At 61.3% G+C, this 15,910-nt stretch carries 13 protein-coding genes; 11 read left to right on the plus strand and 2 right to left on the minus strand.

The window, feature by feature from the left end; translation table 11 throughout:
- Positions 1 to 9 precede the first annotated feature (9 nt).
- Together KW403_RS11570 and KW403_RS11575 are read left to right on the plus strand one after the other, a co-directional pair.
- Positions 10 to 858, plus strand: coding sequence for an ABC transporter permease (locus KW403_RS11570; protein ID WP_065816482.1), 849 nt, complete (start codon positions 10 to 12; stop codon positions 856 to 858).
- Positions 855 to 2,600, plus strand: a complete 1,746-nt coding sequence (locus KW403_RS11575) for a M14 family metallopeptidase (protein WP_223019635.1) — start codon at positions 855 to 857, stop codon at positions 2,598 to 2,600. Before KW403_RS11570 ends, KW403_RS11575 begins: the two co-directional genes overlap by 4 nt.
- Positions 2,601 to 2,702: 102 nt before the next feature.
- Here the strand turns inward: KW403_RS11575 and KW403_RS11580 are convergent, their stop codons facing one another.
- Positions 2,703 to 3,122, minus strand: a complete 420-nt coding sequence (locus KW403_RS11580; protein WP_223019636.1) for a DUF983 domain-containing protein — start codon at positions 3,120 to 3,122, stop codon at positions 2,703 to 2,705.
- Positions 3,123 to 3,270: 148 nt separating this feature from the next.
- Entirely contained in the window at positions 3,271 to 4,182 is a 912-nt protein-coding gene (locus tag KW403_RS11585; protein ID WP_223019637.1) for a LysR family transcriptional regulator, read from the minus strand.
- 259 nt (positions 4,183 to 4,441) lie between these two features.
- Between KW403_RS11585 and KW403_RS11590 the strand changes: the two genes are divergently transcribed.
- The 9 genes from KW403_RS11590 (at position 4,442) to KW403_RS11630 (ending at position 15,848) form a co-directional block, all read left to right on the plus strand.
- Positions 4,442 to 5,647, plus strand: coding sequence for an ABC transporter substrate-binding protein (locus tag KW403_RS11590; protein WP_223019638.1), 1,206 nt, complete (start codon positions 4,442 to 4,444; stop codon positions 5,645 to 5,647).
- Positions 5,648 to 5,658: 11 nt separating this feature from the next.
- Positions 5,659 to 6,453, plus strand: coding sequence for an ABC transporter ATP-binding protein (locus tag KW403_RS11595; RefSeq protein ID WP_223019640.1), 795 nt, complete (start codon positions 5,659 to 5,661; stop codon positions 6,451 to 6,453).
- Positions 6,443 to 7,162 carry an ABC transporter ATP-binding protein gene (locus tag KW403_RS11600; protein ID WP_223019641.1) on the plus strand — a complete coding sequence of 240 codons (720 nt, stop codon included), beginning with the start codon at positions 6,443 to 6,445 and terminating at the stop codon, positions 7,160 to 7,162. Before KW403_RS11595 ends, KW403_RS11600 begins: the two co-directional genes overlap by 11 nt.
- 4 nt (positions 7,163 to 7,166) lie before the next feature.
- The gene (locus tag KW403_RS11605) at positions 7,167 to 8,054 is read left to right on the plus strand and encodes a branched-chain amino acid ABC transporter permease (protein WP_223019642.1); all 888 of its coding nucleotides are present in this window, start codon (positions 7,167 to 7,169) and stop codon (positions 8,052 to 8,054) included.
- A 1-nt stretch (position 8,055) separates the two neighbouring features.
- Positions 8,056 to 9,030 (plus strand): branched-chain amino acid ABC transporter permease, encoded by a 975-nt coding sequence (locus tag KW403_RS11610; RefSeq protein WP_223019643.1) that lies wholly within the window; start codon positions 8,056 to 8,058, stop codon positions 9,028 to 9,030.
- A 5-nt stretch (positions 9,031 to 9,035) separates the two neighbouring features.
- Entirely contained in the window at positions 9,036 to 10,634 is a 1,599-nt protein-coding gene (locus KW403_RS11615; RefSeq protein ID WP_223019644.1) for a GMC family oxidoreductase, read from the plus strand.
- Positions 10,635 to 10,890: 256 nt separating this feature from the next.
- Positions 10,891 to 11,508, plus strand: a complete 618-nt coding sequence (locus KW403_RS11620) for a TetR/AcrR family transcriptional regulator (RefSeq protein WP_343224035.1) — start codon at positions 10,891 to 10,893, stop codon at positions 11,506 to 11,508.
- Between the two features lie 92 nt (positions 11,509 to 11,600).
- A complete protein-coding gene (locus KW403_RS11625; protein WP_223019645.1) occupies positions 11,601 to 12,692 on the plus strand; it encodes an efflux RND transporter periplasmic adaptor subunit in 1,092 nt (363 codons plus the stop codon).
- A gap of 12 nt (positions 12,693 to 12,704) precedes the next feature.
- Positions 12,705 to 15,848: an efflux RND transporter permease subunit gene (locus KW403_RS11630; protein WP_223019647.1), complete on the plus strand. Its 3,144-nt coding sequence runs from the start codon at positions 12,705 to 12,707 to the stop codon at positions 15,846 to 15,848.
- The last annotated feature ends 62 nt before the right edge of the window (positions 15,849 to 15,910 follow it).

A 15,910-nucleotide genomic window follows, 5' to 3' on the forward strand; every position in this document is an offset into this window, starting at 1 on the left:
GACGCAATCATGGCACAGGCTGTTTCGCGTTTGCGTCACTTCAAGAACATCGAGTTCATTCTCGGCATTCTGCTTGCCGGAACGATGACGCTTCTGGTTCTGCTATCACCACTGCTCTTTCCCGATGGCGGCGAGCAGATCAATCTGACCGCGCGCCTGACAAAACCCTTCACCGACTGGGCCCATATTCTGGGCACCGACCCGCTCGGCCGCGATGTGCTGGCGCGTGTGATCACCGGCGGAAAGATCTCGCTTCTGGTCGGCTTCACCTCCGTTGCCGGCGCCGTGGTGGTCGGTGTCGTCATGGGGCTGATCTCGGGCTATTATCGCGGCTTCTGGGACATGCTCGTCATGCGCTTTGCCGACGTGCAGCTGGCGCTTCCCTTCATTCTGCTCGCCATCACCTTCATCGCCATAGTGGGCGGCGGCATCACCAACACGATCATCCTGCTCATTGTCTCGCAATGGGTTCAGTATGCCCGCCTTGTGCGCGGCTCCGTCCTGTCGCTCAATGACCGCGAGTTCATTCATGCCGCCAAGGCCATCGGCGTGCCGGATTTCAAGATCCTTTTCCAACACCTCCTGCCCAACCTTGCCGGACCGGTCATCGTCTTGATGACACTCAACGTCGCCACCAACATTCTTCTGGAAAGCTCGCTTACCTTCCTCGGCCTCGGCGTGGATCCGACGATCCCGAGCTGGGGCGGAATGCTGGCCGATGGGCGCACCTATCTGCAGAACGCATGGTGGGTCAGCGTCTTTCCGGGGCTTGCAATCCTCTTCACCGTGCTCGGCCTGAACCTTCTTGGCGACTGGCTGCGCGATCTCCTCGATCCAACAGGACGCACAGAAACATGACCGCGATCTTCGAAAAGACCTTTGACCGCACGCTCGACCGTCTGCTCGCCGACTACGCCAGTGAGGCATGGCGTGGCGCGGAGCTGGAGGCCTGGCTTTTCGAGGATGAGGCGGCGCGGCGCGGCGCCGAAAAACGCTTCACGGCAGCGGGCGTGACCGCGCGGCTGCACAGCGCCTACAAGCCGCTGGTTCATTTCTTTCTGGAAGACGCGCCCGCCTCGCGGCGCATCGCCGTCACCTATCCGGTAAGCTCTGCCGCTGCCGAACAGCGCTTCCTGCTGGAGGCTTATCCGCTTGCCGGCATGGTGGGTGAAGCCGAGATCGCTTTCACCGCGGCTCCGGTCGATGGCCCGCACGAATATGGCGTCGAGATCACGGCGGCGGACGGCTCCGTTTCGCGCCATGCGGTCTTCGCACCCAACCGGCTTGCCGACGATCACATTGGCAAAAGGCTTCTTTCGCCCTGCGGCTGGCTGCGCGTGCGTCACCCGGATGGCCGCGTTGTTGACGAAGCGCTCGCAACCGATTTCGAGCGCCTGTTTCATGAAACGATGGCCGCCATCGATGCCCATCCATGGGGTGAAGACGAGCCATTTTTCGACGCGCTTCACGTCCGTGTTTCCATGCCCGGCGCAGACACACGCCTCCCGGTTGGCGAGGAAGCGATCAGCTTGCACGAAGCGCTGCACGAGGACTTCTATTTCTCGCTGCTTGAACTCTTCCAGAAGAAGTCGGGCCGCAAGCTCGGTTCGCGCGGGCTCCAGCCCGGCCAGATCATCCCGGTTATTGCCGCGGGCGAAGGTGCAACCACCGTCAAGGTCGAAACCCGGCGGCTCACCACCGAACCCGCCCTTTGGCCGGCGCAGCCGTTGCATGAAGCAGTCGGGCCGTTCTCCGTCTCCATGATTGCCGAGACGCTTGAAGAGATCGGCGGCGAGACGTTCGAGGTGGCCTCGCGCTCCGGCCGCGCTGTCCCGGCGCGCCATGTGCGCGGAACCGATCATCCGATCCTGTTGAGCGGTGGGCAGCACCCCAACGAGATTTCCGGTGTCGCAGGCGCGCTGCGTGGTGCTTCGCTTCTTTCTGAGCGCGAGGGCGCGCATTTCACGGTGTCGCCGCTGGAAAATCCGGACGGTTATGCCCTTCATTATGCTCTGTGCCAGAGCCAGCCGCACCATATGCACCACGCCGCCCGTTACACCGCGCTCGGCGACGATCTGGAATACCGTGAAGCCGAACCCCTTTATGAGAAAGGCATTCGCCGCGAAGCGTATTCACGTACGAAGGCCGTGCTCCACGTCAATCTGCACGGCTATCCCTCGCATGAATGGACGCGACCGCTGACTGGTTACATTCCGCGCGGTTTTGAGATGTGGACCGTACCGAAGGGCTTTTTCCTGGTCGCGCGTCACAAGCCGGGCTGGGCCGAGCGCATGCGCCATCTCATTGAAAAGGTAACGGTCGAACTGGCGCAGATTCCGGACCTGGTCGCCTTCAATGCGGCGCAGATCAGGCTTTATGAAATCCACGCCGGAGCGCTTCAGTTCGAGGTATTGAACGGCTTTCCGATCACCATCACGGAAGTGGATCGTCACGACGCGCCGATGACGCTCGTCACCGAGTATCCGGACGAGACGGTCTATGGCGATGCCTTCCGGCTCGCCCATGAAGCGCAGACCCGGACGGTGATTGCCGCCTATGACGCGCTTCAGGAGATGATGGCGGAGAGCCTGACGGTCTAGAGCATCGGACCGAAGAGTGGAATCCGGTTTTCGGATTATTCAGATGCTCCAACTATAGACTACCTAGATCGTCCTTTGTGCGTCCGGATGGACGATGACGATCTAGGCCTGATCGGCTTTCTTAGCCGCCGCCTCGCTGTGCCAGGCGTGGTCGATGGAGCCTTCCTCGGCCTTGTGAAAATATTGTGAGCAGACGAGCCAGCCCTTGAGCGGGCGCAAAAGCGCCATGCAGCTCAGGATCGTCAGCGGCACGGTCGTGAAAACGTGGACCCAAAGCGGCAGTTCGAATGCCATCTGGAACCAGACCCCGAAGGCGAGCGCGGGAACAGCGGCGATGGTCATCGCAAAGAAGGCCGGACCGTCGGCCGGGTCGGCGAAGGAGTAGTCGAGCCCGCAAACTTCGCAGCTTTTCGCCAGCTGGAGATAGCCTTTGAAGATGTGACCCTTCTGGCATTGCGGGCAGCGGCCAAGGGCCCCGGTCAGCATCGGATTGTCGGTGGGATTGTACTCGGCGTTCTTCATCGCGGCCTCTCCAATTCGGGGCGCAGTCTCATCGAATGAAGACCGCATGGCCATGTGACAATTCAGCTTGCGACAAAATTGCCGAAAAGTCCCAGAAATTCCGGAATTTCGGGTAAAACGCTTTCGTTTTCCGGAAAACCACGTGGTTTTACGTCAAAAGATTCTGGCCGTGAAAATCGTCCTTCGCGGCCTCCGCTTCGGTCTTGATGAAGTCCGTCAGCATCCGGATGCGCGGCGTGTGCGCGACGTCCTGATGGGCGATGCACCAGTAATAGCGTTCGAGATGAATTTCCTTCGGAATGACCGGCACAAGGTCGGGGTAATGCCGCGCCATGAAGTTAGGCATCACGCACAGCCCCAGCCCTTTTCGCGTGGCGGCAAGCTGCGCGTGAATGCTGGAGCTCTGATAGAAGGCGCGGACGCCCGGCAATATCTCCCGATGGTAATCGAGGCCCGGCGTGAAGATCATGTCTTCAATGTAGCCGATGATCCGATGGGAGGCCAAATCGGATCTGCGGCGCACCGGCGGGTGCTTTTCCAGATAGTCGCGCGTGCCATACAGAAACAGGCGGTACATGCTGATCTTCTCGTAGTGGTGGGAACCCGCCCTGTTTGTCGAAAGCGTCACCGACATGTCCGCCTCGCGGCGTGACAATGAGACGATCTGCTGGATGATGAGAAGCTCGATCGACAGAGAGGGCATGGAACTGGCGAGGTCGGGCAGGCGATCTGCAAGAAAGAAATTGCCGAACCCTTCCAGCGTGCTGATACGCACGACGCCGCTGACCGAGGTCGCGTCGCCGGCAAGCTCGCTCTGAACCTGCGAGGCTTCGCGCTCGATCACCTCGGCCCGCTCCACCATCTTTTCACCCGCCGCCGTCAGCAGGTAGCCGCGCGGATTGCGCTCGAAGAGCCTTGTCCCCAGCGCCTGCTCCAGCCTGTCGATGCGGCGCGAAACCGTGGCGTGATTGGTTCTCAGCTTGCGCGCAGCCGCCGAAAGCTGGCCCGTCCTTGCGACAGCGAGGAAGTATTGGAGGTCGTCCCAGGAAAATGGCCGCATCAGTCTGTACGTTTTTGCACCGCGTTTGTGCAAAAATAGAGAGTTGTGTGCGGAAAGGTCAATGCTATGACTATAGGCATGGTCGTGCATGAGGGAAGGGAGGCCCGGTTCGCACCGGCTTCACCATCCAAATTGATCATGCCGATTTTCCAGCAAGGTGGCGTGCGGAGGAGCACAGGCGCGCCTTGCGGATCTGGATAGCCGCTGCCATGCGTTTCGTGCTGGCCGGGGTTCACCGTTTTGGGAGGAAAGATCGATTATGAAAATTCTTGCGCTTGCATCCATGGCCCTCATGACGGCCACCGCCATCCCGGCTATGGCCCAGGTTTCCGATGAAAAGGTGAAGATCGGCATCCTGAACGACCAGTCGGGCGTCTATGCCGATTTTGGCGGAAAGTGGTCCTATGAAGCCGCGCTGATGGCGGTCGAGGATTTCGGCGGTACAGTCCTCGACAAGCCCATCGAGGTCATCACCGCCGATCATCAGAACAAGCCCGACATCGCCTCTAACATCGCCCGTCAGTGGTATGACACGGAAGAGGTGGATGCGATCATGGAGCTGACCACCTCTTCGGTGGCGTTGGCCGTGCAGGGTATCTCGAAAGAGAAGAAGAAGATCAACATGGTCACCGGCGCGGCGACCACGGAACTGACCGGTGCGCAGTGCTCTCCATACGGTTTCCACTGGGCCTATGACACGCATGCGCTGGCCGTTGGCACAGGTGGCGCACTGGTGGAGCAGGGCGGCGATACCTGGTTCTTCCTGACAGCGGACTATGCGTTCGGCTATTCGCTGGAAGAGCAGACCGGCAATTTCGCTAAATCCAAGGGCGGCGAAATCCTCGGCGCCGTGCGCCATCCGCTCTCCACCACGGACTTCTCCTCGTTCCTGCTCCAGGCTCAGGCCTCGGGTGCAAAGGTGATCGGTCTGGCCAATGCCGGCCTCGACACCGCAAATGCGATCAAGCAGGCGGCCGAATTCGGCATCGTGGCTGGCGGCCAGCGGCTCGCAGCGCTTCTGTTCACGCTGGCCGAGGTTCATGGTCTTGGTCTTGAGGCCGCGCAGGGGCTGACACTGACAGAGGGCTTTTACTGGGATCGCGACGATGAATCGCGTGAATTCGCCCGTCGCTATTTTGAGCGCACCGACCGCATGCCGAACATGATCCAGGCCGGCACCTATTCCGCCGTGATGCAGTATCTGAAGGCTGTTCAGGAAGCAGGAACGGATGAGACCGAAGCTGTGGCCAAGCTGCTGCATGAGATGAAGGTCAACGACCTTTTCGCCCGTGACGCGACGGTTGGCGCCAATGGACGCCTTCTGAACGACATGTATCTGATGGAAGTCAAGGCACCGGCAGACAGCAAGGAACCCTGGGACTATTACAACGTGCTTGCCACCATCCCGGGTGAGGAAGCCTATATCAAACCGTCCGAAAGCGGCTGCTCCCTGGCCAGCCAGTGACGGGGGCGGTCATGACAAAAGCGCCGGTTTCCGGCGCCGCCAATGATGCAGAGCCGCGGGTGGTGCTTGCCGCCCGCGGTCTGCGGCGCGATTTTGCCGGGTTTGTTGCTGTCAAGGACGTCGACCTCGACGTGCGGCACGCGAAGATTCACGCGTTGATCGGCCCGAACGGCGCCGGAAAGACGACGGTTTTCAATCTCCTGACCAAGTTTCTGGCACCCAGTGCCGGTCGCATCGAACTCATGGGGCGCGACATCACCAACACGCCGCCGGCCAAGGTGGCGCGGATGGGGCTGGTGCGGTCGTTCCAGATATCGGCGATCTTTCCGCATCTGAGCGTGCTCGACAATGTGCGCGTCGCGCTGCAGCGTCCAGGCGGGCTCGGCTATCAGTTCTGGCGCTCGCTCGGCAGCCTAGACCTGCTGACGCCGCGTGCGGAGCAATTGCTGGAAACGGTCGGACTTCAGGACGAACGCAACAGAATGGCCGGCGATCTCTCCTATGGTCGCAAGCGCGTTCTGGAAATGGCCACCACGCTGGCGCTCGATCCCAAGGTTCTGCTGCTTGATGAGCCGATGGCCGGAATGGGCCACGAGGATGTGGAGACGGTTGCCGACATCATTCGCGATGTGGCGAAGGATCGGGCCGTGTTGATGGTGGAACACAATCTCAAAGTTGTCGCCGATCTCTGTGACTGGATCACGGTGCTCCAACGTGGCGAGATTATTGCCGCCGGCGATTATGCCACCGTGAGCCAGGATGAACAGGTGAAGGTGGCCTATATGGGGACGGCCCATGACGAATGAGCAGGGCAGAAAGCCGCTTCTATCCGTCCGCGATCTGCATGCCTGGTACGGCGAAAGCCATGCGCTGCACGGCGTGAATATCGATGTGGCGGAGGGCGAAACGGTCACGCTGCTTGGCCGCAACGGTGTCGGCAAGACGACGACGCTGCGCGCGATCATGGGCATTATCCGCAAGCGCAAGGGCACGATCGACTTTGCCGGACGGGATTTGATGAACACGCCGCTGCATCGCACGGCGCATGCGGGGCTCGGCTTCGTGCCTGAGGAGCGCGGCATCTTTGCCACGCTCTCGGTGGACGAGAACCTGGTTCTGCCGCCCGTTGTCTCCGATGGCGGCATGAGCATCGATGAAATCTTCGAGCTGTTCCCCAATCTGAAGGAGCGCCGCAACAGCCAGGGCACGAAGCTTTCCGGCGGCGAACAACAGATGCTAGCCATTGCCCGGATGCTGCGCACCGGTGTGAAGTTGCTTCTGCTTGACGAACCCACCGAAGGGCTTGCGCCCGTGATCGTGGAGCGCATCGGCGAGGTTCTGGCAACGCTCAAGGCGCGCGGCATGACGATCCTGCTCGTTGAGCAGAATTTCCGTTTTGCCAGCCGCGTTGCCGACCGTTTCTACCTGATGGAACACGGCCAGATAACGGCGAGCTTCCCGGCATCCGAGCTGGATCAGCGCATGGAGGAATTGCACGAGGTGATTGGAGTTTGATGACATGACCATGATCTTCGGAATCCCGATCCAGGCCTTTCTCGGCCAATTGCTGGTCGGTCTCATCAATGGCTCGTTCTACGCGATGCTGAGCCTCGGGCTCGCCATCATCTTCGGCCTCTTGCGGGTGATCAATTTTGCCCATGGCGCGCAATACATGCTGGGCGCCTTCATCGGCTACCTGCTTCTGGCGCATCTGGGCATCGGCTATTGGCCGGCGCTGATCCTCGTGCCTCTGCTGGTGGGGCTGAGCGGCATGGCGATCGAGAAGGTTGCGCTGTCGCGGCTCTACAATGTGGATCCGCTTTATGGTCTGCTGTTCACCTTCGGGCTGGCGCTGGTTCTCGAAGGGGCGTTCCGCTATCTCTATGGCGTTTCGGGGCAATCCTACACACCGCCGCCGCAGCTTTCCGGCGGCACCAATCTGGGCTTCATGTTCCTGCCGAACTATCGCGGCTGGGTGGTGGTGGCGTCGCTCATCATCTGCATCGGCACATGGCTCCTGATCGAGAAGACAAAGCTTGGCGCCTATCTGCGTGCGGCAACGGAAAACCCGACGCTGGTGCAGGCCTTCGGCGTGAACGTTCCGCTGCTTTTGACCTTGACCTATGGCATCGGATCCGCCCTTGCCGGCCTTGCCGGCATCATGGCCGCGCCCGTCTATCAGGTGAGCCCGCTGATGGGGTCGAACCTTATCATCGTCGTGTTTGCCGTTGTGGTGGTGGGCGGCATGGGGTCGATCCTCGGCGCCATCGTCACCGGCTACATGCTCGGCCTGGCCGAAGGGCTGACCAAGGTGTTTTACCCGGAAGCCTCCAACATCGTGATCTTCGTGATCATGGCGATCGTGCTTCTGGTGCGGCCGGCCGGCCTGTTCGGGAAGGATGCGTGATATGGCGGACATGACAACAACCGGCATCGGCCGGCAGACCCGCGCCCGAACCGAATGGCTTCTCGTGGGATTGGGTATTGCTGCGCTGGTCGCAGCACCCTTCTTTCTCTATCCCGTCTTCCTGATGAAGATGCTGTGCTTCGCGCTCTTCGCGGCGGCGTTCAACCTTTTGCTCGGCTATACCGGTCTGCTCTCTTTCGGCCATGCGGCCTTTTTCGGCGGGGCGGCCTATTTCACTGCCCATGCGGTGAAGGAATGGGGCTGGACGCCGGAATTCGGGGTTCTTCTGGGGGTGTTCGGTGCGGCGGTGCTGGGGCTGATCATCGGCTTTTTCGCCATCCGTCGGCAGGGCATCTATTTTGCCATGATCACGCTGGCGCTGTCGCAGATGTTCTATTTCTTCTGCGTGCAGGCACCCTTCACCATGGGTGAGGACGGCATTCAGGGCGTGCCGCGCGGCCATCTCTTCGGCTTCATCGATTTGAGCGTGCCGCTCAACATGTATTTCTTCGTGCTGGGCGGCTTTCTGATCGGCGTCTTCGCCGTCTGGCGCATTGTCCATTCGCCCTTCGGGATGATCCTGAAATCGATCCGCGAGAACGAAAACCGCGCGACCTCGCTCGGCTACAGCGTTGCCCGCTACAAGCTCGCCGCTTTCGTGATGTCGGCGACCTTGGCGGGGCTGGCAGGCGCGATGAAGGCGCTGGTGTTCCAGTTCGCAACGCTAACGGACGTGACCTGGCAGATGTCGGGCGAGGTGATCCTGATGACGCTTCTGGGCGGGATCGGCACCATGCTCGGGCCGATTGTCGGTGCCGGTCTGGTGGTGACGCTTCAAAACTATCTTGCCACGTCGGAATTTCCGGTGACGGTGATCACCGGCGCGATCTTCATGATCTGCGTGCTCCTGTTCCGTCGCGGCATTGTCGGTGAAATCCTCGCGCGGTTCTCGCGCGGGGAGGGCGAGGCCCGCTGAACGCCATGACGGACACGTTTGACTATATCGTCGTCGGCGCGGGGACGGCGGGATGCCTTCTGGCCAACCGCCTGTCTGCCGACCCGACGGTTTCGGTTCTGCTTCTGGAGGCAGGTGGCAAGGACAATTACGCCTGGGTGCATATCCCGGTCGGCTACCTCTACTGCATTTCCAACCCGCGTACGGACTGGTGTTTCACGACAGAGGACGAGCCGGGACTGGGCGGGCGCTCCCTCGCCTATCCGCGAGGAAAGGTTCTTGGCGGCTGCTCCTCCATCAATGGCATGATCTATATGCGCGGGCAGGCGCGCGATTACGACCGCTGGCGGCAGATGGGCTGCACGGGCTGGGCCTGGGATGATGTTCTGCCCTTCTTCAAGAAGCCGGAAGACTATTACCGGGGTGCTGACGACATGCATGGCGTCGGCGGCGAATGGCGCGTGGAAGAGGCGCGTGTGCGCTGGGACATTCTGGATGCGTTTCAGGATGCGGCCGAAGCGCTCGGCATCCCGAAGGTCGACGATTTCAACCGGGGAGACAATGAGGGCTCTTCCTATTTCCGCGTGAACCAGCGCGGCGGGATACGCTGGAATGCTTCCAAAGCCTTTCTGAAGCCGGTGCGGCACCGGCACAATCTGCGGGTTGAGACGGGCGCGCATGTGCGCAGGCTTGTGGTAGAGGATGGGCGTGTCACGGGCGTCGCCTATGAGCAGAACGGGGAGGTGCGTGAGGCGCATTGCCGGGCTGAGGTGGTTTTGTCGGCGGGCGCAATCGGCTCACCGCACATTCTCGAGCTTTCGGGCATCGGGCGTGGGGACGTGTTGCAGACGGCGGGTGTTCCCGTTGTCTTCGAGCAGAATTCTGTGGGTGAAAACCTGCAGGACCATCTGCAATTACGCTGCGCCTACAAGGTTTCGGGCATTCGCACGCTCAACGAGCAGGCAAGCCGGCTGATGGGCAAGGCGGCGATTGCGCTGGAATATCTTCTGAAACGGTCAGGGCCCATGTCCATGGCGCCAAGCCAGCTTGGCCTTTTCACCCGCTCCGATGAAACGCGCGAAACGGCCAATCTGCAATATCACGTGCAGCCGCTCACGCTCGACAAGTTCGGTGATCCGGTCCATCCGTTCCCGGCCTTTACGGCAAGCGTGTGCAATCTGCGGCCAGACAGTCGAGGCTCGGTGCATCTCACTTCAGGGGACTTTCGCACGCAGCCGGCCATCCGACCCAATTACCTGTCGACCGAGAGTGACCGCCAGGTCGCGGCAGACGCGATCCGGCTTACGCGCCGCATCGTCGCGCAGCCGGCCCTGCAGCGTTATCGGCCCGAAGAGTTCAAGCCGGGGCCTGATTACAATAGCGAGGAAGAACTGGTGGAGGCCGCGGGTCAGATCGGCACCACGATCTTCCATCCCGTTGGCACCTGCCGGATGGGCTCGGATGAAGAGGCGGTGGTGGATCCACGGCTTCGAATGCGCGGTGTGGCGGGGTTGCGGATTGCCGATGCATCGGTGATGCCTGCCATTGTTTCGGGCAACACCAATTCGCCGACCTTGATGATCGCGGAAAAGGCGGCCTCGATGATCCTTGAGGATGCGCGATAGGCGCGAAGGGGCAGGCGAGGCATTGACCCAACGTTTGAACTGCAATGGCCGATCCGTCGGCGATGCTTGCCGGACACTGAGGTTTGCTCCGGCTCATCCGGCGCGTTCTGACATCTGATACCCTCTTCCTTCTCACCGGCCCACGCACAGGGGCATGGTCGATGCGCGCGTTTCGGCCATGTCTCCGGTCATGCAACAAGGGGATATCGCTTGACTCGTTGAATAGTGACGATTATTGAAAATCATCAGAGGTTACATGATGACGTTAATTGCTCGCCAGCGCACTGATCCCGAAGAAACCCGCTGCCGCATTCTGGAAGTGGCGGAGAACTTTTTCCGCAGCATCGGGTATCAGAAGACGTCCGTCGCGGACATCGCGTCGGAGCTGGGAATGAGTCCGGCCAATATCTACCGGTTTTTCCCATCCAAGGGCGCGATCAACGAGTGTATATGCGGGCGGATCGTCAAGGAAGTCGCCGAAATCGCGTTCGCGATCGCGCGGTCCAGCGATCCTGCTCCGGAGAAGCTGACGCGCCTTCTGACCGCCATTCACGAGCACAACAAGGCCACGTTGATCAAGGAAAAGCGGGCGCATGAGATGGTTGCGGTGGCGATGCAGGAGAACTGGTCGACCATAAAGGCGCATCTGGAGCAGATGACCACGATCATCGAGGGCGTGATCCGGGAGGGTGTTGCGGCAGGCGATTTCGATGTCGATGACCCGGCAGAGGCCGCCCGCAGCGTCAAAGCCGCGTTCGTGCCGTTTCTGCATCCGCTCATGATCGAGCATTGCCTTCGCTTCCACGACGATACCGAAGAACGGCTGCGCGAGCAGTTGCGCTTTATCCTGAGAGGACTGGGCAAACGCAGCTAGGCGTCGCGAAGAGGATATCGTTGTTTTCGCGTGCCTTATAAGTGATAAATATTGAGAATCATCAGTCATTAATCATTACAAGGTAGCGCGCGATGCCGCTTACGACGATGAAACGGGTTGTTCTTCTGAGCGCGATGGCGCTTGCGCTGTCAGCCTGCCAGGAAGAGGACGTGGCCGAGCGTCCCGACCCCGTCGTGCGGGTTGCGACAGTGCGGCTTTCTCCGCTGGCCGAAACACGCAGCTACACGGGCACCATCGTGCCTCGCACGGAAGTGGCCGAGGCTTTTCGTGTTGGCGGCAAGGTGGCCGAGCGGCGTGTGGATGTGGGCGACCGCGTGAACGCCGGAGACGTTCTTGCGCGGCTCGACCCGGTGGATCTCAATCTGCAGCTGGAGCAACAGCGGGCAGCCCTCACGGCCGCGCGCGCAGGCCTTACAAAGGCTGAGACCGATCTCGAACGGGCGCGCAAACTCTTCAAACGCGGGCATGTCACCCAGGCAGCACTCGATGCACAGGCTTTGGCTGTCGACGAAACGCGTTCGCGCTTCGAACAGGCCGCGCGCGCAGTTGCACTTGCCGAAAACCAGATGGGTTATGCGGAATTGACGGCATCCGCCGACGGCGTGGTGAGTGCCGTTGGGGTGGAGGCAGGCCAGGTGGTTTCGCCCGGTCAGATGGTGGTGAGCGTGGCGCGGCTGGATGAAAAGGAAGTCGAGGTCTCGATCCCTGAAAGCCGGCTTTCTGACCTGGAAGGATCGAGCGCCGAAGTATCGCTCTGGGCCGGCAGCGGGGTTTATGCCGCGAAGGTGCGGGAGATCGCGCCGGAGGCCAACGGTACCAGCCGGACCTATCCGGTGCGCTTTTCCGTGCCGGAGGCGGACGAGAGCGTCCGGCTTGGCATGACGGCCACTGTTTCACTCACCAAAGGAGATCCGTCACCGGTCGCTCGCATACCGATGACGGCGGTTCTTGACGATGGCCGGGGCCCGGTCGTGTTCGTAGTCGATCCCCCCTCGAACGAACTCAAACGCCGGCCGGTCATCGTCGAGGCTTATCAGTCGCGCAATGCGATCATTGCCGAGGGCCTCGCGGATGGCGAGAAGATTGTCACGCTCGGCGTTCAGAAACTGCAGGAGGGCGAGCGCGTGAGGCTCGCCGAAATCCAGTCCGCCAGCGCCGACTGACCGGGGGCCATCATGCAGCGCTTCAACCTTTCGCAGTGGGCCGTCACTCACCAGACGCTCGTCCTGTTCCTGATCATCGTTCTCTCTTTGGGCGGGGCCTATTCCTATGCGCGGCTTGGCCGTGCAGAGGATCCGAGCTTTACGATCAAGGTCATGGTGGTGAACGCCATCTGGCCGGGCGCGACGGCCGAAGAGGTGCAGCGGCAGGTCGCCGACCCGATCGAGAAAACGCTGCAGGAAGTGCCGTATTTCGACAAGGTGCGCACCTATTCCAAACCCGGCTCCACCTTCATGCAGGTGCAGCTTGAGGATACGACGCCGCCGGGCGAGGTGGAAGAGCTTTGGTACCAGATCCGCAAGCGCGTCGGTGACATTCGCGCCTCCCTGCCGGAGGGCGTGATCGGTCCATTCTTCAACGACGAATTCGGCGATGTGGACAGCGCGCTCTACATGCTGAGCGGCGAAGGCGCGACAATGCGCGACCTCAAGGATGCGGCCGAAGACATCCGCCAGCGGCTTCTGCGGGTGCCGGATGTAGAGAAGGTTCGGTTCTACGGCGATCAGGATGAGCGCATCTTTGTCGAGTTTTCCCATTCCAAGCTTGCCACGCTGGGCATCGACCCGCAGGTCATCTTCAACTCCATCGCGGCACAGAACGCGGTGACGCCTTCGGGCGAGATCGAGACGGCGTCCGACCGGGTGTTCCTGCGGGTGGAAGGCGCACTGAAGGGCGTGGAGGCCGTGGCCTCGGTGCCTGTGGCAGTGAACGGGACGGTCTTCCGCCTCGGCGACATAGCAGATGTGCGGCGCGGCTATGAAGACCCGCCGAGCTTTACCGCGCGGCATCAGGGAGAGCAGGCGCTCGCCATCGGTGTGGTCATGGCCGAGGGCGCGAACATTCTCACACTGGGCGAAAATCTCGATCAGGCAATGAACGGGATCAGGGCCGATCTTCCGGTCGGTCTGGAACTGGACATGATCGCCAACCAGCCGGAAGTGGTGCAGGATTCGGTCGGCGAGTTCATCAAGGTGTTTCTGGAAGCGCTGGCCGTGGTGCTGGCGGTGAGTTTCCTTTCGCTCGGCTGGCGCACGGGCATCGTTGTCGCGCTGGCGGTACCGCTGGTGCTCGCCATTGTCATGATCGTGCTCGACATTCTGGGCATGAGCCTCGAGCGCATCACGCTCGGCGCGCTCATCATCGCGCTCGGGCTCATGGTGGATGATGCAATCATCGCCGTCGAGATGATGGTGGTGAAGATGGAGCAGGGCTATGACCGGCTTAAGGCTGCAACCTTTGCCTGGACCTCGACGGCCTTTCCCATGCTGACGGGAACGCTGGTGACGGCGGCGGGCTTTCTACCGGTCGGCTTTGCCCAGTCGACGGCGGGCGAATATGCCGGCGGCATCTTCTGGGTGGTCGGTATTGCGCTGGTGGCCTCGTGGTTCGTGGCGGTGATCTTCACGCCCTATATCGGCGTCAAGCTTTTGCCCGACTTTCACAAACACGGCGCTGCCGTGGCCGAGGGCGGACAACACCACGACATCTACGACACGCGGCTCTACAACGGGCTTCGCCGGATCGTTGAATGGTGCGTCTCCTGGCGCTGGGTGGTCATCGCGGCCGTGGTCGGGCTCTTTGCGGTCTCCATCTATGCTTTCGGCTTCGTGCAGCAGCAATTCTTCCCGACCTCGCCCCGCCCCGAACTGATGGTTGAAATCCGTCTGCCGGAGGGGGCACCGATCAAGGCCACCGAAGCGTCTGCCCTTGTCATGGAAGCGGTGGTTGCCGCTGACGATGAGGTCCTGACCTATTCCACCTATACAGGTGCTGGTGCGCCGCGCTGGTTCCTCGCATCCAACCCGGAATTGCCGAAGCCGAATTACGCGATCATCGTGATGTACACGGAAGATGCAGCGGCTCGCGACCGGGTCAAGGAACGGCTGCAGACCTATATCGACGAGGGCGGCCTGCCTGAAGCGCGCGTGCGGGTCACGGAGCTCGTGTTCGGACCGCCCGTGGGCTTTCCCGTCCAGTTCCGTGTCATTGGCCCGGACCCGCTGGAGGTGCGCCGCATCGCTTATGAGGTGCGTGATGTGATGGCGCAAAACCCCAATGCGCTTGATCCGAACCTCGACTGGAACGAACAGGCAAAATCCATCCGGCTTGAGGTCGATCAGGACCGCGCGCGGGCGCTCGGCCTGACACCGCAGGATGTTGGCCGCACGCTGCAGACCCTGCTTTCGGGCCTGACGGTGACCTCAGTTCGCGATGGCATAGAGCAGGTGGATGTGGTGGCGCGCGCGGTGGAGAGCGAAAGGCTCGACATCGCGCATCTGGGCGACCTGACGATCGCGACGCGCGGCGGTGCGCCGGTGCCGCTCTCGCAGGTGGCCAAGGTGGTCTATGGGCATGAAGAGCCGATCCTGTGGCGGCAGAACCGGGACATGCTGATCACGGTGCGGGCCGATGTCCCCGCGGGCGTACAGCCACCGGATGTTTCCTCGCAGATCTGGCCGACACTTCAGCCGCTGATGGAAAACCTGCCGGTGGGCTATCGCATCGAAATGGGCGGTTCCATTGAGGAGAGCGCAAAGGCCAATGCAGCCCTGTTCGATGTGTTCCCGGTCATGGTGCTCGCCATGCTCACGATCTTGATGATCCAGCTGCAGAGCTTTTCGCGGCTGGCGCTCGTCTTTGCCACCGCGCCGCTCGGTCTCATCGGTGCTGCTTTCGGGCTTTTGATCTTCAACCAGCCCTTCGGCTTCGTGGCCCTGCTCGGGTTGATCGCGCTTGCCGGCATGATTATGCGCAACACGGTGATCCTGGTGGATCAGATCAAGGCCGACCTTGAAGACGGATTGCCCGAATGGACGGCGATCATCGAGGCGACGGTGCGCCGCACACGGCCCGTGGTTCTGACCGCACTTGCCGCCATTCTGGCCATGGTGCCGCTTTCAAGCAATGTGTTCTGGGGGCCGATGGCCTTCGCCATTATGGGCGGCCTCACCGCAGCGACGGTGCTGACCATTCTGTTCGTGCCTGCACTCTATGCCGCGTTCTACCGGGTTCGGCGCCCGGGCGAGGAGCAGCGGTCCGACGCTGGCGATTCGCTTCAGAACAATGAAAAACTCGCGCTGCCTCAGGCAGCCGAGTAATGAAAGGCGGCGGAATTCAATGCTCGCGTTCCGCCGCCTTTCAAACCTTCCAACCTGACATG

This window comes from Nitratireductor kimnyeongensis (assembly GCF_019891395.1).
GTDB classification, from domain to species: domain Bacteria; phylum Pseudomonadota; class Alphaproteobacteria; order Rhizobiales; family Rhizobiaceae; genus Nitratireductor; species Nitratireductor kimnyeongensis.